Source organism: Ruegeria sp. BHSA123, assembly GCF_059613425.1.
This window is the reverse complement of sequence record NZ_JBXWSL010000059.1, coordinates 1-14,466: the sequence shown is the minus strand read 5'-3', so window position 1 is coordinate 14,466 and position 14,466 is coordinate 1. Positions and strand designations below refer to the sequence as shown.

General features: G+C 55.3%; 17 protein-coding genes and 2 pseudogenes. 12 read left to right on the top strand and 7 right to left on the bottom strand.

Translation table 11 applies throughout. The annotated features are described in order from the left end of the window. Together AC2FNC_RS17485 and AC2FNC_RS17480 are read left to right on the top strand one after the other, a co-directional pair. Positions 1-538: ABC transporter substrate-binding protein (locus AC2FNC_RS17485; RefSeq protein WP_496716080.1), on the top strand; the 538-nt coding region annotated here is incomplete at its 5' end. 46 nt (positions 539-584) lie between these two features. Continuing rightward, positions 585-1,294 (top strand): annotated as a pseudogene (locus AC2FNC_RS17480) (IS6 family transposase). A gap of 215 nt (positions 1,295-1,509) precedes the next feature. On the opposite strand, the gene AC2FNC_RS17475 reads toward AC2FNC_RS17480, so the two are convergent. Next, a complete protein-coding gene (locus AC2FNC_RS17475; protein WP_496716079.1) occupies positions 1,510-2,397 on the bottom strand; it encodes a LysR family transcriptional regulator in 888 nt (295 codons plus the stop codon). 99 nt (positions 2,398-2,496) lie between these two features. Here AC2FNC_RS17475 and AC2FNC_RS17470 point away from each other — a divergent pair, with 99 nt between their 5' ends. From AC2FNC_RS17470 to AC2FNC_RS17455, 4 genes and pseudogenes are all read left to right on the top strand, one after another. Beyond that, positions 2,497-2,910 carry a GFA family protein gene (locus tag AC2FNC_RS17470; RefSeq protein WP_496716078.1) on the top strand — a complete coding sequence of 138 codons (414 nt, stop codon included), beginning with the start codon at positions 2,497-2,499 and terminating at the stop codon, positions 2,908-2,910. 25 nt (positions 2,911-2,935) lie between these two features. Next, positions 2,936-3,130, top strand: coding sequence for a DUF1059 domain-containing protein (locus AC2FNC_RS17465; protein ID WP_496716076.1), 195 nt, complete (start codon positions 2,936-2,938; stop codon positions 3,128-3,130). A gap of 246 nt (positions 3,131-3,376) precedes the next feature. Further along, positions 3,377-4,008 (top strand): annotated as a pseudogene (locus tag AC2FNC_RS17460) (IS6 family transposase). Between the two features lie 40 nt (positions 4,009-4,048). Further along, on the top strand, positions 4,049-4,195 hold the full coding sequence (locus AC2FNC_RS17455; protein WP_480520684.1) for a hypothetical protein: 147 nt from the start codon (positions 4,049-4,051) through the stop codon (positions 4,193-4,195). A gap of 16 nt (positions 4,196-4,211) precedes the next feature. On the opposite strand, the gene AC2FNC_RS17450 is transcribed toward AC2FNC_RS17455, so the two are convergent. From AC2FNC_RS17450 to AC2FNC_RS17440, 3 genes are read right to left on the bottom strand one after another with little or no spacing between them, the layout of a single operon-like run. Next, complete coding sequence (locus tag AC2FNC_RS17450) at positions 4,212-5,612, bottom strand: MATE family efflux transporter (protein ID WP_480520682.1); 1,401 nt, start codon at positions 5,610-5,612, stop codon at positions 4,212-4,214. Positions 5,613-5,624: 12 nt separating this feature from the next. Then, the gene (locus AC2FNC_RS17445) at positions 5,625-6,212 is read right to left on the bottom strand and encodes a helix-turn-helix domain-containing protein (RefSeq protein ID WP_480478040.1); all 588 of its coding nucleotides are present in this window, start codon (positions 6,210-6,212) and stop codon (positions 5,625-5,627) included. A gap of 11 nt (positions 6,213-6,223) precedes the next feature. Then, positions 6,224-6,802 carry a carboxymuconolactone decarboxylase family protein gene (locus AC2FNC_RS17440; protein ID WP_480478037.1) on the bottom strand — a complete coding sequence of 193 codons (579 nt, stop codon included), beginning with the start codon at positions 6,800-6,802 and terminating at the stop codon, positions 6,224-6,226. Positions 6,803-7,118: 316 nt separating this feature from the next. Here AC2FNC_RS17440 and AC2FNC_RS17435 point away from each other — a divergent pair, with 316 nt between their 5' ends. From AC2FNC_RS17435 to AC2FNC_RS17415, 5 genes are all read left to right on the top strand, one after another. Further along, entirely contained in the window at positions 7,119-7,865 is a 747-nt protein-coding gene (locus AC2FNC_RS17435) for an amino acid ABC transporter ATP-binding protein (protein WP_480478035.1), read from the top strand. Between the two features lie 2 nt (positions 7,866-7,867). After that, positions 7,868-8,710, top strand: a complete 843-nt coding sequence (locus AC2FNC_RS17430) for an amino acid ABC transporter permease (RefSeq protein ID WP_496716074.1) — start codon at positions 7,868-7,870, stop codon at positions 8,708-8,710. A gap of 36 nt (positions 8,711-8,746) precedes the next feature. Next, on the top strand, positions 8,747-9,580 hold the full coding sequence (locus AC2FNC_RS17425) for a transporter substrate-binding domain-containing protein (RefSeq protein WP_480478031.1): 834 nt from the start codon (positions 8,747-8,749) through the stop codon (positions 9,578-9,580). Between the two features lie 55 nt (positions 9,581-9,635). Further along, on the top strand, positions 9,636-10,517 hold the full coding sequence (locus AC2FNC_RS17420) for an amino acid ABC transporter permease (RefSeq protein WP_480496294.1): 882 nt from the start codon (positions 9,636-9,638) through the stop codon (positions 10,515-10,517). A gap of 98 nt (positions 10,518-10,615) precedes the next feature. Continuing rightward, positions 10,616-11,149 carry a glutathione S-transferase N-terminal domain-containing protein gene (locus AC2FNC_RS17415; RefSeq protein WP_480555244.1) on the top strand — a complete coding sequence of 178 codons (534 nt, stop codon included), beginning with the start codon at positions 10,616-10,618 and terminating at the stop codon, positions 11,147-11,149. A 12-nt stretch (positions 11,150-11,161) separates the two neighbouring features. On the opposite strand, the gene AC2FNC_RS17410 is transcribed toward AC2FNC_RS17415, so the two are convergent. The 3 genes from AC2FNC_RS17410 to AC2FNC_RS17400 form a co-directional block, all read right to left on the bottom strand. Further along, the gene (locus AC2FNC_RS17410; RefSeq protein ID WP_480520678.1) at positions 11,162-11,479 is read right to left on the bottom strand and encodes a non-heme iron oxygenase ferredoxin subunit; all 318 of its coding nucleotides are present in this window, start codon (positions 11,477-11,479) and stop codon (positions 11,162-11,164) included. Positions 11,480-11,482: 3 nt separating this feature from the next. After that, the gene (locus tag AC2FNC_RS17405) at positions 11,483-12,424 is read right to left on the bottom strand and encodes a fatty acid desaturase family protein (protein WP_480520676.1); all 942 of its coding nucleotides are present in this window, start codon (positions 12,422-12,424) and stop codon (positions 11,483-11,485) included. 154 nt (positions 12,425-12,578) lie between these two features. Next, positions 12,579-13,664 (bottom strand): hypothetical protein, encoded by a 1,086-nt coding sequence (locus AC2FNC_RS17400; protein ID WP_496716073.1) that lies wholly within the window; start codon positions 13,662-13,664, stop codon positions 12,579-12,581. A gap of 96 nt (positions 13,665-13,760) precedes the next feature. Between AC2FNC_RS17400 and AC2FNC_RS17395 the strand changes: the two genes are divergently transcribed. Next, on the top strand, positions 13,761-14,466 hold a 706-nt coding region (locus AC2FNC_RS17395), incomplete at its 3' end, for a LysR family transcriptional regulator (protein WP_496716072.1).

Sequence of the window (14,466 nt, the reverse complement as noted above, 5' to 3'; positions counted from 1 at the left end):
CGCGGAAATCAGCAAGCCCGAGTTCAACCCAACCAAGGCCACGGAACTGCTTGACGCCGCCGGCCACGCCGATACGGAGTTTGAGTTGATCTCGTTGGATGGTGACTGGCGGCAAACCACGACTGATGCGATTGCGGCGCAGCTTCGTGATGCCGGTATCAACGTGAAACGAAAGATCATTCCCGGCGCGACTTTTTGGAATGACTGGACCAAGTATCCGTTCTCGACAACCAATTGGGGTGCCCGCCCGCTCGGAGTCCAGATATACGGTTTGGCCTACAGGTCCGGAGAACCTTGGAATGAATCCGGTTTCAGCGATGCGGATTTCGATGCAATACTGAACGAGGCGGTCGGGATTGCCGATCCTGAGAAACGTCGGCCTCTGATGGCAGAGATGCAGAAAATCCTGCGAAACAGCGGCGCCATCATTCAGCCTTTCTGGCAGAGTCAGTACCTGCACCATGTTCCGGAGTTGAAGGGCTATGAGCGGCACCAGCAGTTCGAGGCACGCTTCGACAACGTTTGGTTGGAACAGTAGGCATTGTCAGGTTGTTGAAGCGGTCTCGTCGTTGTAGCGCGCTGCCATGTTGAATCTGTGTGATCTTTCCCGCCTCAAGGGTTTTCGTTTCCCGCGCTCGGTCATTGGCTGCGCGGTCTGGGCGTACCATTGGTTTGCACTCAGCCTGCGTGATGTTGAGGATCCTTTGGCCTCTCGCGGGATCGCGGTTTCTTACGAAACTGTCCGGGACTGGGTGGCACGCTTTGGGGCTCAGTTTGCCGTAAAGGTCCGACGGGATCGACCGCTTCCTGCTTGTAAATGGCATCTCGATGAGGTCGTGGTGCCAATCAAAGGGCGTAAACACTGGCTCTGGCGCGCGGTTGATGCCAACGGTGACTTCTGGACGTTTTGATTCAATCCCGCCGGAACAAAGCTGCCGCAAAGCGCTTTTTCAGGAAACTATTCAAGGTTTGGGGCCGACCAAGGGTAATTTTCACCGACAAGCTGCGCTCTTACGGGGCGGCAATAGCGGAACTGGCCCCAGGGATTGAGCATCGCCAGCACAAGGGGTTAAACAATCGCGTCGAGGCTTCACACAGACATACGCGACGGCGAGAGAAAATAATGGGCTGGTTTAAGTCGTCCGGTAAGGCACAACGGTTCTTGTCGGTCCACGATCAAACCGCCGCACTATTCCGCCCCAAACGCCACCGTCTTTCAGCCGGTTCCTACCGCCACGCCCGAACCGATGCCTTCGAGCTTTGGACCGAATATGCAAACGACTTGGCCGCTTGAATCCAGCACTCCACCCCGCTCTTGCCCGGCGCAAAAAACAACCTGACAATGCCCCACCGAGACCAGCCGTCCGATGCTGCGACTAATTCTTCGAAGTTTTTTAGGCAAATCGGATTAGCAGCCCTTGGGTATCGTCGAGCCGACGCTCATGCGAAAAGCGGCGAAACCGTGGTGAGAGCCCGGAGCAGCCGTTCGCTCGTAAAGCTCAGGCGACTTCAGTCCGACACTGTAATGACTTCGGCTTTCGAGCGGAGCCACTTGATGAATGCCTGCACTTCGGGGCGTTGCTGTCCTGGCGAGGTTTCGATGTGGTAGACACCAAAGAGCGTCTCAGAAGCGAGCACAGCGATCCGGCCAGCCGCGATGTCTTCCGTAAAAAAGGCGCGGGCAGTATAGGTGATGCCATCGCCGCGTCGGACCGCTGGCATGATCAGGTTGCCCGGCATGTGGTTAATCGCCAAAGGTCGCTTTAGGACGATGCCATGAAAAGTGAACCACTCCGCCGCCTCGTTAGTCCCTAATTCCTGCAGCCAAGGTAGGTCGGCAAGCGACTTGTAGTCTGAAAGATCACGTGCCTCGATCAGCGATGGCGCACCGATGACAACCATGTCTGTCTTGAGGACAGCCTCGACATCCGGCTCGGCTCGCCTTTGATCACGATACCTTATGGCGACGTCGATCCCACCCGGCCTGAGCTCAACGATCTGTGACGTCGGATTGAGCATCAGGGTGATTTCTGGATTCGCCCGCTGGAACTCGCCGACCCTCGGCATGAGCCACTCAACAGCGAAGGCTGGTGGCATAGTCACTTGTACCGGCCGGAGTGCGGCTTCTTCACTTATGCGCTCCACGCCGCGGCTGATGATATCGAAGCCTGCTTCCAGATCTCGTGCTAATCGGGCGCCTGAACGCGTCAGCTCAATGCCGCGACCGACCCGATGGACTAACGCAATACCAATTCGGTTTTCGAGCGCTTTGACCTGCTGGCTAACAGCGGCCTGTGTAACGTTCAGGTGGTCTGCGGCACCTGCATAGCTGCCTGCAGTAGCTACGGCAGCAAAGGCGCGCAGGCTGTTCAATGTCGGGAGTCTCAACCAGTCCATATAATAGATTTTCTAATGTTACGACAGGATTAATGAGTCGCATGAAGTCAAAAATTTAGCAATATACCTATCATTGGGGCAGTGCAGTTGGAGGATCGGATGATGGAAAAGCTAAAGGGTGGATGCTATTGCCGCGCCGTACGATACGAGATTTCCGGTCGGCCGGAATGGTCAGCGCATTGTCATTGCCGGTCCTGCCAGTTGGCGCTTGGTGGCGCCTTCGTGACTTGGGCAAAAGTGGCCGCGAAGAATTTCGAAGTCACCAGCGGTACCATCAAAACGATCGAGAAGACCCCCGGAGTTCGCCGAGGCTTTTGTGGCGATTGCGGGACAACACTGAACTATGCCGCAGAAGGTGAGGTGGACGGTCAAGATTGGAGTTCTGACGCTTGGTTTGCTGCCGCCACTCTCGACGACCCATCGGTGGTCGAACCGAAGTCGCACGTCTTTGTCTCGCACCAGCAGCCATGGATCAAGCTCGCCGATGGGCTGCCGACCTTCCAGGAGTTTTGATGCGACCAACCAAGAAAGGGACACTATGAGCGAAGCCTACACATACGCCTGCCGTGATTGCGAGGGCATGGAGACCTGCCCCGGCGAGGTCACCGCCTGTTCGAAGGATGAGGTCTGGAAGCTGATGGAGCTTCACGCCGTCATCGCGCATGGGGAAAACCCCAGTTCGTGGGACAATGAAACGCGTGATTATCTGAGCACATTGATAACGTCCAAATGACAACTGACCTAGTTGGGCAATTCTTTTTGACGGATGGGCAAGCGTTGCCAAGCCGACCCAAAGATTAAACCTCTAGGGTGGTTTCTGTGGGTTAACCGGACTCTTTGGTTGTGTCAAAAATTTTGAACTGAGATTGACGAGCACTCAGGTTTAGTAGTCTGTTCCCGTCGAATAGTTTTCGAACAGGTTTTAAGTATGATCTCTCTGAAAGGCTGCCACTTTCCCAAGGATGCAGTTCTTTAGGCTGTGTATTTCTATTTGCGGTACACAGTGTCGTATCGTGATTTGGAAGAGATCATGGCCGAACGCGGCGTGCAGGTGGACCACGCCACTCTCAACAGGTGGGTCGTTAAGTATTCGCCGATGATCGCCGCGAGCGCGCAATCGAAGAAGCGACCAACGCTGAGTTCCTGGCGCATGGACGAAACCTATCTCCGTGTGCTCGGCAAGTGGATGTATCTTTATCGAGCGGTCGACAAAGCGGGAAACACCCTTGATTTCATGCTGTCTGAGCGAGGAATCGTCCAGCAGCAACCAGGTTCTTTGCCAAAGCACTGTCGTCCAACGGGATCCCAAACAAAATCGTTATCGACAAAAGTGGCGCAAATGCAGCTGGCATTCGAGAAGTGAACAGGATCCTGAAGCGGTTCGGTTGCCCAGCCAAAGTACAGACGATCAGGTCCAAATTTTTGAACAACATGATCGAACAGGATCATCGGTTCATAAAGCGGCGTGTTCGGCACATGTGTGGGTTTAAGTCGTTCGAATCCGCTTCCGCCACTTTGGACGGCATCGAGGTCGCCAACATGATCCGGAAGCGGCAATTCTCTAGTGATACAACTTCCGGCTTTCGGATGTTTGCTGAGATCGCAGGGTAACTGCGTCTAGCATATCGTTGGCTTTCGTCTTTCCAAAAGTTTGCGACACTACCCACCCAATGGCGATAAACTGATCGTAGAAGAGCGCGAAGATCAGCGCAGTCGGAAAGGTGAGAAAATCGGCATCTCGATCCGGCCCGAGCGTGCGATGCTGTTTGATCCGGAAACCGGATTGCGGCTGCGGTAGGAGATTTGCGGCGGGATCAGTTTTGGATTCGATTTGAGTCCTGGTGACGCGAAACCCATAACCCGCCCATTTCATGCCGTGCCACGTGACTCGCCGTCAGAATTGCGATGATCCAACCAGTGACGACTGCGGTAGCCGTTCCGAACCAGACACCGATCTCGTTGAAATGCCACAGGCCGACGAAGACCCAGACAAAGAATGCGACCCCGAAGCCCTGGCGGTAGAGGCTGATCCAGACCGTCCAGATGGGTCTTTTGAGGGCCTGAAGCAGCGAATTGATGGAAAAGAGCATCATGTAAAACGGCAGAATCAGGCTGTCGACGCGCAGATAGCTGACGCCTACTCGGACGACTTCGGGGTCGGTGGTAAACAGGCGCATCAGATGCGGGCTCAGGCCCCACAGGATTGGGATGGCCATCGCCGTCATGATAAATCCGACTTTCCAGCAGTAAAACAGGGCCGCCCGCACGCGCTGAAAATCCCGGGCGCCGAAATTCTGCGATGCGATTGGCAGCACAGCGCCGGTAACACCCAGCACAGGTAAAAGCAGAATTTGCTCCAGCCGAATGGCGACCCCGAAGCCTGCAATGGCATGTTCCCCGAATATTTTCAGGGCAAACTGCATGACAAATCCTGAAAGCAGCATCACCATGAAAGACACCGCCGTTGGCAGGACCTGAACGGAAATCACGGTAAAGCGATTCAGGCGCGGGGCGAAATAGGCGATCCGCATTCGCTGCATCCGGCGTCGTCGCAGCACCTGCCGGATCATGTAGATCATGACACCGGTTTGACTGATAACGGTAGAAATGGCCAACCCGTCAAAACCGATCCCCGGAATCAGCCCGGGGATGCCAAAAATAAGCAGAGGATTCAGGGCGATATTGGCGAAGAAGGCCACGATCAGGGCGCGCTGCATTGATACCGCATCCCCATGAGCCTGGAGGATTCCGTTGCACCCATGAGCCAGCAGAAATCCGGGCAGTGCCAGAAGAAGCCAATAGAAATAGCGTAGCCCCGCATCACGGTATTCGCCGGGGTCGGACACAAGATGTATCAGCGCGGGGCCGTACCAGAGGCCTGACAATGCCAGAAGCCCGGCGGCGATAAAACCATATGTCAGACCCTGCGCCACCAATCGCCGGGCCATGCGGTGGTTGCCTGCCCCCAGTGCGTTGCCGACAAGGGCGCTCATGGCGGCTCCAAGACCAACCCCAACAGACAAAGTTATAAAGAAGGCCTGAAACCCAAGGGCCAGCCCGGCCTGTGCGCTTGTCGACAACAGCCCGGCAAAAAAGATGTCCACGACATTATAGAGCGTGTTGAACAGCATTCCGATTGCAGCAGGCACTGCCAGTGTCCGGAAATGTGCCGGAATAGACCCTCGGGTCAGGTCAAGATCGACTGGCTGAGCCATGTCACGCAGGCATCACGGGCGCTCGGCCTGAACAGTCAGAAAGACGAATTCCGGGGTCAGAACCTCTTCGAAGCCGTGGTTCAGTTCAGCGTCGACGCTGATCGTGTCGCCTGCGGTCAGCTTGAACCGGGCCTCGCCATACCGATAGACCGCCTCACCTTCGAGCGCCTGAACAAAAACTACGCCGTGACCGACATAAGTCGGAGGATGACCACCCTCGCGCAGAAGGGTTACGCGCCGGGCTTGAAAACGCAGGTCCTTGCGTGAATGCAATGCCAGATTGACATATTCATGGCTATGGCCTGCGGCGATACGGGTGGATTTCAAGCCTTCGCCGTGGCGGACGAGCGTATAGTCGGTGTGATCGGTGCGGGCTTCGCGGAACAGTGACACAATCGGGACTTCAAGCGCTTCGGCCAGCGCAGCCAGGGTGTCGATCGAAGGAGAGACAAGCCCGTTTTCGATACGGCTGACCATTGCGGCGGAAATACCCGATTGCTCGGCCAGTCGGCGGGCCGATTGCTTTCGGCTTTGGCGCAGCTCTTTCAGCGATGCTCCAATTGCGCGGTCGATCTGTCTTCCCGGCGGGTCTCCCTGCATGGCTTCTCCCATCACTCGCTGCCGTAATAGCCCACAACATCTCCGTCCGTGGTCACGCCAAGCCCGTTCAACAAGCGGTTCACGTAGTTGAAATAGCCGACGATCTGATTGATTTCGAGTATCTCACCATCATCCCAACCAGTCTCTTTTAGCCCGGCCACATCAGAATCGACCATCGTACCCGGTGTCAGCGTCAGTTTTTCTGCGTAGGTCAGCGCGGCAAGATGGGCGCCGTCAAAGGCATCCTGCGGACGATGCGCCTTGAGCGCCGCCTCAATCTGGTCGGCGCGGGCGTCATCATCAATTAGATGTCGGGCGTTGGACCAGTGGTTGGCGTAAGAATAGGGGCAAGTGTTGAGGGTGGATACATAGGAACTGATGACTTCCTGAAACCACATCGGAACCGTGTTTGCCTCATCATGCAGGCAGGCCCGGTACAAAATCACGTGCCCCTTCATTGTGTTGGGGCGCAGGGAATGAACACGCATGACGTTGTCCACTGTGCCATGTGGCGTCCGGGCCAGATCCAGAGTGGCCTTCAGATGCTCGTCGGCGTCTTCGTCAGATATCATCCTGATCCAGGCAGACATTTTTGGTTCCTTCCTTAGTCGTCAGCACAAATTATGGGTCGTGTTGTACGGCGCGCTGAGTTTTTTATTGACGAGTATTGCATATTAAGCAACCATATTAATTAGCGCGCAACATATTTAAGGATTCTCAGGCCTTGCCCGACTGCCTCACTCAGTCAAAGCGCCAATCTGGCACTAGCTTTCAGGACGGTTTCGCTACCGCCCTTTGTCGGCCCGCGCGCGCTACGGTTTCGGAGAGGCCAACTGAGAAATCACGGCGCAATTTTCACCGCAAAAGACTGCCAGGTATGGTGTCCCGAACCATGACAGGCGCGACATGACACACGCCACTCCGATGATTGAAGTGACCAATCTGGACAAGTATTATGGCACGTTCCATGCGCTGAAAGACGTTAGTTTGACGGTTCATCAGGGTGAAAAAGTAGTGATCTGCGGACCCTCTGGTTCGGGAAAGTCCACACTGATCCGTTGTTTCAATGGTCTGGAGTGGCACAATTCGGGCCGTTTGGTGATAGATGGTATCGAAGTTTACGAGGGGGCCAAGGAGATACGCGAACTGCGCCAGGAAGTTGGGATGGTTTTTCAGCAGTTCAATCTGTTTCCGCATTTGACTGTGCTGGAAAATCTTATGATCGGCCCAATGAAAGTGCGCAAAGTTTCAAAGGTACAGGCCGAAGAGACCGCGCGAAATTATCTTGAGCGCGTGCATATTCCGGAACAGGCCGACAAATATCCGGCACAATTGTCTGGCGGTCAGCAGCAGCGCGTGGCGATTGCGCGTTCTTTGTGCATGGAAACCCGGATCATGCTGTTTGACGAGCCGACCTCGGCGCTCGATCCGGAAATGATCAACGAAGTTCTGGACGTGATGGTCGAGTTGGCCGAAACCGGCATGACCATGGTTGTGGTTACCCACGAAATGGGGTTTGCCCGCAAGGTCGCAGACACGATGGTCTTTATGGAGGCGGGTCGGATCGTCGAGATATCGCCGCCTGAACAGTTCTTTACCAACCCTTCCAGCGAACGGTGCCGCCTGTTCCTGGATCAGATTCTGGCGCATTGAACGTGAGCGATCTGGGCATATCCGGGCCAAAGGGCCAGCCGTTGCCAAAGCCACCGTTTCACAAGCGGTTTTTCGACTCGGTCCTGATTTCCGTTGTCATTTATTCCATTATTGTTGGTCTAATCGCCTATGGCGCTTACGCTGGGGCGCAGAGTATGGGTTATAACTGGCAATGGTATCGTGTGCCGCAATTCCTGTACCGCAATACCGAGGTCGGGTTTGAATGGGGTGAAATCCCAATTGGGCTTGTAGCCACCATCCAACTGTCGGTGACCGCCTTTTTTCTGGCAACGGCGATAGGCCTTTTGGTGGCTCTGTTGCGGCTATCGGGGTTGGTCATCGGGTCAGCGGTTGCCGTGGGGTACCTGGAACTGATCCGCAATATTCCGCTGCTGGTTCTGCTTTATCTTTTCTATTATGTGCTCGGGCCGATCTTTGGGTTTGACCGATACACGGCAAGTATCCTGACACTTGCCGTTTTTCATTCGGCCCTGATTTCCGAGATTTTCCGCGCTGGTATCAACGCAATTCCCACGGGTCAGTGGGAGGCGGCAAAATCCATCGGGATGACACCGTATCAGACCTATCGCTATATCATTTTGCCGCAATCAGTACGGTTCATGCTGCCACCGATGACCGGTGAGGTAGTTCACCTGATCAAATCCTCAGCGATTGTAAGCGTGATCGCGGTGGCTGAACTGACCACGTTTGGACGCAACATCATATCCGATACCTACATGAGTTTCGAAATCTGGTTCACCATTGCACTGGTCTATCTGGTGGTGACCCTGATCCTGTCGATTGGCGTAACCCACCTGGAGAAGAAATATGCCGTCGACCAATAAAACTGAAAACTATGTCGGACAACAAGGAGAACCAAGATGAAGCTTTCTCGCAGAATGTTGGGGGCGGCGCTGAGCGCGGTCGTTGCAACAGGCGTCGCAACATCAGGTTGGGCGCAAAGCACAACGCAGAACCTGTCAAGCGAAAGTGTGATTGAAACCATCAAGCAGGATGGAGTGATCCGCATTGGGCTGTCGCTATTCGTACCGTGGTCGATGCGCGACAAGAACGGTGACCTGATCGGTTTCGAACTGGATGTCGGTCGCAAGCTGGCCGAAGACATGGGGGTCGAAGTTGAATTTGTTCCCACCGCATGGGACGGTATCATTCCGGCGCTGGTTTCGGGCAATTTCGACGTGATCATCTCGGGCATGTCTGTGACGCCGCAGCGAAACCTGACTGTCAACTTTACCGATCCATATGCTTTTTCCGGTCTGGCCATCTTGGTAAATAAGGAACTGACAGATGGAATGACTCAGGCTGATCTGAATTCTGCAGACGTGACGTTCGCAGCCCGTCGCGGTGCAACGCCCGCTGTCGTGATCGCGGAAAACTTCCCGGAAGCAAACTTGTTGCTATTTGATGAAGATGGCGCGTCGACGCAAGAAGTTCTTAACGGAAATGCACACGCAACAATGGCTTCACAGCCTACGCCCAACCGGGAAGCAGGGCGTAATCCTGAAACTCTGCGCGTGATGGAAGGCGATCTGTTTGATCCGCGTGGCGAAGCCTTTGCTATGCGCAAAGGTGATCCGGATGCATTGAACTTCTTCAACAATTGGATTGCTCAGCAATGGCGTTCGGGTTGGCTGGAAGAGCGTCACAATTATTGGTTCGCAACAGAAGAGTGGGCCGACCAGGTTGCTCAGTGACTAAAACAAAGGGCGGCGGCATTGCCGCCCCCGACCCTGAGGCGGAGCAATCCCGGTGCAAGATTTCCTGAAGAAACTGAGATGGCCAGATTATCTGATCGTGGTGACTCTGATCGCTTTCTTCGGGTATATCTGGCTGTCGATCGAAGGCACGCTGAACTACAAATGGCGCTGGGAATTGATCCCGGGCTATGTCGTTGGCTGGCATTCGGGCCGCGAAGAGTATTTCGCGAACCTGTTTCTGCAGGGGCTTATGGCGACAGTCCGTATCAGTATTTACTCGGGCATTCTGGCCTTGTTGCTTGGCACCATTCTGGGGGTTGCGCGGTGTTCAGCAAACCTGACGATCCGGATGCTGGCACGGACGTATCTTGAATTTCTCCGCAACGTGCCGCCGGTTGTGGTCGTTTTCATTTTCTTTTTCTTCCTGTCACAACAACTGATTGACGCGCTCAACCTCGAACGTTGGGCTCGTGGTATAGCGCGGCAAGAGGACAAAGATATCTGGACCTTCTTTTTCGGCGAAATGCGCCGTTTTCCCTCACTGGTTTCTGGTGTCATCGTTCTGGCCCTGTTTGAAAGCGCCTTTGTCGGCGAGATTGTCCGGGCTGGTATCCAGTCGATCCCGAAAGGCCAGCGCGAAGCGGCGCGCTCGATTGGTATGAGCAAACTACAGGAGATGCGTTACGTGATTCTGCCGCAGGCGTTGAAGAAAGTGGTGCCACCGCTGGCAAACCAATTCATCTCGCTGATCAAGGACAGCTCGATCCTGTCGCTGATCTCGGTGCAGGAACTGACCTACAAAACAGTCGAGCTTGTGGCCTCGTCCCGCATGATCTTTGAGGCGTGGATCACCACGGCCGGGTTCTATTTTGTTGTGTGTTTCGGCCTCAGCCGATTGTTTGCACGACTTGAAAAGCGGTCAGACAGGCGCTGACGCGAACGGCCCGGGGCAATGCGGATATATGATTTCCGGTTCTCGGGCAGTTGCCATAAAGCTCGGCTGCTGCTGTCCATGCTGCGGCTGGATCATCAATTCATCAAATCATCAATGTCAACCTGCTGAGCGGAGATCAGAACCAGGTTACATTCTTGCAGGTCAACCAGCTGAACAAGGTCCCGGTGCTGGACGACAACGGCTTTACCCTGCGCGACAGCACCGCAATCATGATGTATCTGGCACAGAAGTATGGCGCTGCAGATTGGGCGCCGGATTCGCCAGAAGAGCATGGGGACATACAGCAATGGCTGTCCTATTCGGTAAACGAGATTTTCCACGGCGTTGCAACGGCCCGCGCGATTGTTCTGTTTGAACGCGACATCGATTTGACCGGGCCACAGGCACTTGGGCAGAAATCCCTGCAGAATATGGAGCAGCACCTGTCACGACGACGCTGGCTGGCATGTGATCGTCCTACGATCGCCGATCTGGCCTGTTACCCCTACAAAGCACTGGCTTATCAGGGAAAGTTATCGCTGGCTCCTTACCCGGCAGTCCGTTCGTGGATCGCGCGTGTTGAAGCTCCGTCGGGATATATCCTGATGCCGGGGTTGCCGGCACCGGACTAGGACTGTTCGGGGCTACGCCCGGATCTGCACCATGCCGTTTTTGATGCGGGTTTCGAATACCTTCATTGGTCGTGTCGCAGGGGCCGAAACCGCATGTCCGTCACGCACATCGAATGCGCCCTGATGCAAAGGGCACTCGATGACGTAGCCATCAAAATACCCGTCACACAGATCAGCACCGCCATGATTGCAAAGTGCCAACGAGGCATAGACGCCGCCGGGAGTGTCGTAGACCGCCAGGATACGTGAGCCGATCTCGACCCGTGTGACCCAGTTCTTTTCCAGCCGAGTTGTCTCGATCACGTCTTTCCAGGGTTTTTCATCCGCCATGAGTTACGCCTCCGCCTTCTGCCGGATCTGCCTCAAGATCTCGCGATGGGCGGCCAGATACCCCCCAGGCTCAACATGAATGTGGTCTTTCAGCTTCTCATGAAGGCGAGGTAACGCGTGGAAAGGAACTGAGGCCACGTAGTGATGCTCTGCGTGGTAGTTCATGTTCCAGCACAAAAAGGACCAGGGGGCGGATACCAGATTGGTGCGCGTATTTTCGGACATCTGCGCCACGGTGGGGCGTCCGACATGTTCGGTCATCCGGATAAAGCGCATCACAGGCTCACCCAAAAACAAAGGGATTATCCAGTACCAGATCAGTCCCCACCAGCCGATGATGGCCATGCCCAGAAAGATGGCCGTATAGATGGCCAGCATTCTGCGCGCATCGCGATACACCGCCTGATGTTCCACTTTCGGGATGAATCGCAGCTCGGTCTCGCTGAGGTTGCCGCTGGCATGGCGAAACAGTTCCGTGAATTTACCGCGCCAGTAGGGCAGGGCGGACAGGTACATAAGGTACTCCCTCAACGTCTCGGGCAATGGGATCAGTTCAGGGTCGTCCCCGGTCAGTTGCGTATAAGTGTGGTGATCGCAATGTTCATAGCGAAAGAACCGATGCGGCAGGATAATGATCAGGCCGCAGATCTGACCAACCAGATCATTCAGCCACCTTGTACGGAATACGGTATAGTGCACGCATTCATGCTGCAGCGAGAAGTGGTGTACCAGAACGATGCCCTGGAGTAACATTGCAGGCCATATCAGCCAGTTGTTCCATGCCAGAGTAACAAGGGTGGTCGTGCAGGCCAGCACCAGAACCCAAAGCGCCAGATGGCATAAGCCGGGACCGTTAGACCGTTGCATGAAACCTTTCAGCTCTTCACGCGTGAGCTTGCCTTCGGCCAATGCCTGAGACAGGGGCGTTACGATTGCTTGTGACATGTGAGTTCCACACAATTTGCCGGTGCGGGGGCCGCGCCCTCATCGCATTTTCCGGCACCGGAGACGGGAGTGCTCCGCACCATAGGGTCCTGTCGGGTGGACTCTATTGCTACCAGATTAGCGTGATGGCACGCGTTCGATCAAGCTTGAATGATCAGCCGGTTCGGCGAAGGCCGATATCCGGATCGGGGTCGGCAAACAGTGCTGCCGCACAGGGGTGTTTGTCCAGAATGGAAGCTCCGCCGGGCAGGCGGTCAGCATGAAAAACCCCATCTTCCCAATAGGTCACACCATCGATCTTGATTGTCGGATCAAACACGTTCCAGCTGATTTCTCCGGGAGCATATGCGCCGCAAGTGTGGAAGTGCAGGATACGCGGATTGCCAAAAGCAGATCCGCCCCAGCGTTCGAAATTCTCGCGCATATCCCAAGGGTATCCGCAGCCCGGATGAATGCCAGCATGCCATGAATGCACGAAATTTCGGTCAATACCGAACTGGCCCGCGACCCGGTCATATTGCGCTTCGGCCCGGTCGACATCGGTGGGCTCGCCCGTGAACCCGGTCAGGCGTCCGTTCTCAAGTGACGCAAACACCGGGCTGTCGAACTCGATCGTATAGTCTTCATAGTATTTTGATCCGGTTCCGGTCAGAAACTTCAGCGCCACCCGCCCTGAGAAACTGCGCGCCGGGACTGGCGTGAAAACTGACATGGGGAATCTCAGGATCGACGTATCGCCCGCCGGATCAAGGTTCATCTTCGGCTTCCCCTGAAAGGCCGTGCCCAGAGGGCAGGTGACCCGCACATCGGTTGCCTCGTTCAGGACGGCATTGATCGCCGCCTTGATGTCGAGAAAGGCATCATGGTGCCCGTTGGAAAAGCCCGACCCGAACAGCTCACGGTTCAGCGCAAAGCTGACGATGATTTTTTTGCCCCGGGGCATCTCCGAAAACCGTAGCTGATCCCCAAGACGGGCAAGAAAGAGGATTATCTCGGCTGCTTCGAACCGCGCCAGAAGATCCGGGGACAGGTGAGGATTGTCCGGATTAAATCCTACATCCACTGCATCAACCGACAACCCCATGGATTGCGCGACGTCCGATACGATCTTGACACTGTCCGCGTCAAAATAACCAAACTCGGGGGGTTCGTAAGCGATCAGAAGTCGGTCACCCGCCGCTGCGTGAGCGCAGTTCGTCAAAAGATTTCGCGCGCCGCGCTCGGGTGTGATGTCCGACATTCGCGTCTCCTACGGATTCAAGCCCGTACAGATTAGGCCTGCACCATGCGCCTAATCTATTTGAAAGTGATTATGTCTGACATTAGGGTGACTAATATGATTGTAAATCTGCCCTATTCAGCTCTGCGTGCCTTCGAGGCAGTTGTCCGTCATTCTGGCTTTTCCCCTGCCGCGGCCGAACTTGGTGTTAGCCAAAGTGCGGTCAGTCAGCATGTGCGGACGCTTGAGGAATGGTTGGGTCGCGATCTGCTGGTACGCGGCGCGCGGTCATCGCGCCCAACCCGAGAGGGTGAACTGCTAGCGCTGGCCATCTCCGAAGGGCTGGGGCGCATTTCAGGTGTTTGCACCCAGTTGCGGGATAAGACCCGCAACGACCGGACCATCGTGATTTCATGCCTGCCAGGTTTTGCTTTCAACTGGTTGTTTCCGCGTCTTTTGAACTTTGATCTGGCCCACCCGGACCTATCGATTTCGATCGCTACGGATACTGGTCAATATCCGTTCTCCGGCGCGGATGCGGATATCGGAATCCGCTATGGGCTGGGTGATTACCCCGGCTACCAGGTGGATCTGCTGATGACCGAGCAGTTGTTTCCTGTTTGCGCACCATCTTTGATACCCAACCTGCGCGGGGTCGAGGATCTTGCGAAGCACACGATGCTGGTAGATGAGAATCTGCATCATGGTCCTGCAAGCCCAACCTGGGATTTCTGGGCACGGCAATGCGGTCTGACGCTGCCGTCACCCTTGCGCACACGGCGATTTGGCCAATCCAATCTGGTGGTTCAGGCTGCAATTGAAG

Bases quoted from the DNA above. Each gene is read 5' to 3' on its own strand.
- AC2FNC_RS17475 (WP_496716079.1), bottom strand. From the start codon at position 2,397: ATGGACTGGTTGAGACTCCCGACATTGAACAGCCTGCGCGCCTTTGCT.
- AC2FNC_RS17470 (WP_496716078.1), top strand. From the start codon at position 2,497: ATGATGGAAAAGCTAAAGGGTGGATGCTATTGCCGCGCCGTACGATAC.
- AC2FNC_RS17465 (WP_496716076.1), top strand. From the start codon at position 2,936: ATGAGCGAAGCCTACACATACGCCTGCCGTGATTGCGAGGGCATGGAG.
- AC2FNC_RS17450 (WP_480520682.1), bottom strand. From the start codon at position 5,612: ATGGCTCAGCCAGTCGATCTTGACCTGACCCGAGGGTCTATTCCGGCA.
- AC2FNC_RS17445 (WP_480478040.1), bottom strand. From the start codon at position 6,212: ATGCAGGGAGACCCGCCGGGAAGACAGATCGACCGCGCAATTGGAGCA.
- AC2FNC_RS17440 (WP_480478037.1), bottom strand. From the start codon at position 6,802: ATGTCTGCCTGGATCAGGATGATATCTGACGAAGACGCCGACGAGCAT.
- AC2FNC_RS17435 (WP_480478035.1), top strand. From the start codon at position 7,119: ATGACACACGCCACTCCGATGATTGAAGTGACCAATCTGGACAAGTAT.
- AC2FNC_RS17425 (WP_480478031.1), top strand. From the start codon at position 8,747: ATGAAGCTTTCTCGCAGAATGTTGGGGGCGGCGCTGAGCGCGGTCGTT.
- AC2FNC_RS17410 (WP_480520678.1), bottom strand. From the start codon at position 11,479: ATGGCGGATGAAAAACCCTGGAAAGACGTGATCGAGACAACTCGGCTG.
- AC2FNC_RS17405 (WP_480520676.1), bottom strand. From the start codon at position 12,424: ATGTCACAAGCAATCGTAACGCCCCTGTCTCAGGCATTGGCCGAAGGC.
- AC2FNC_RS17400 (WP_496716073.1), bottom strand. From the start codon at position 13,664: ATGTCGGACATCACACCCGAGCGCGGCGCGCGAAATCTTTTGACGAAC.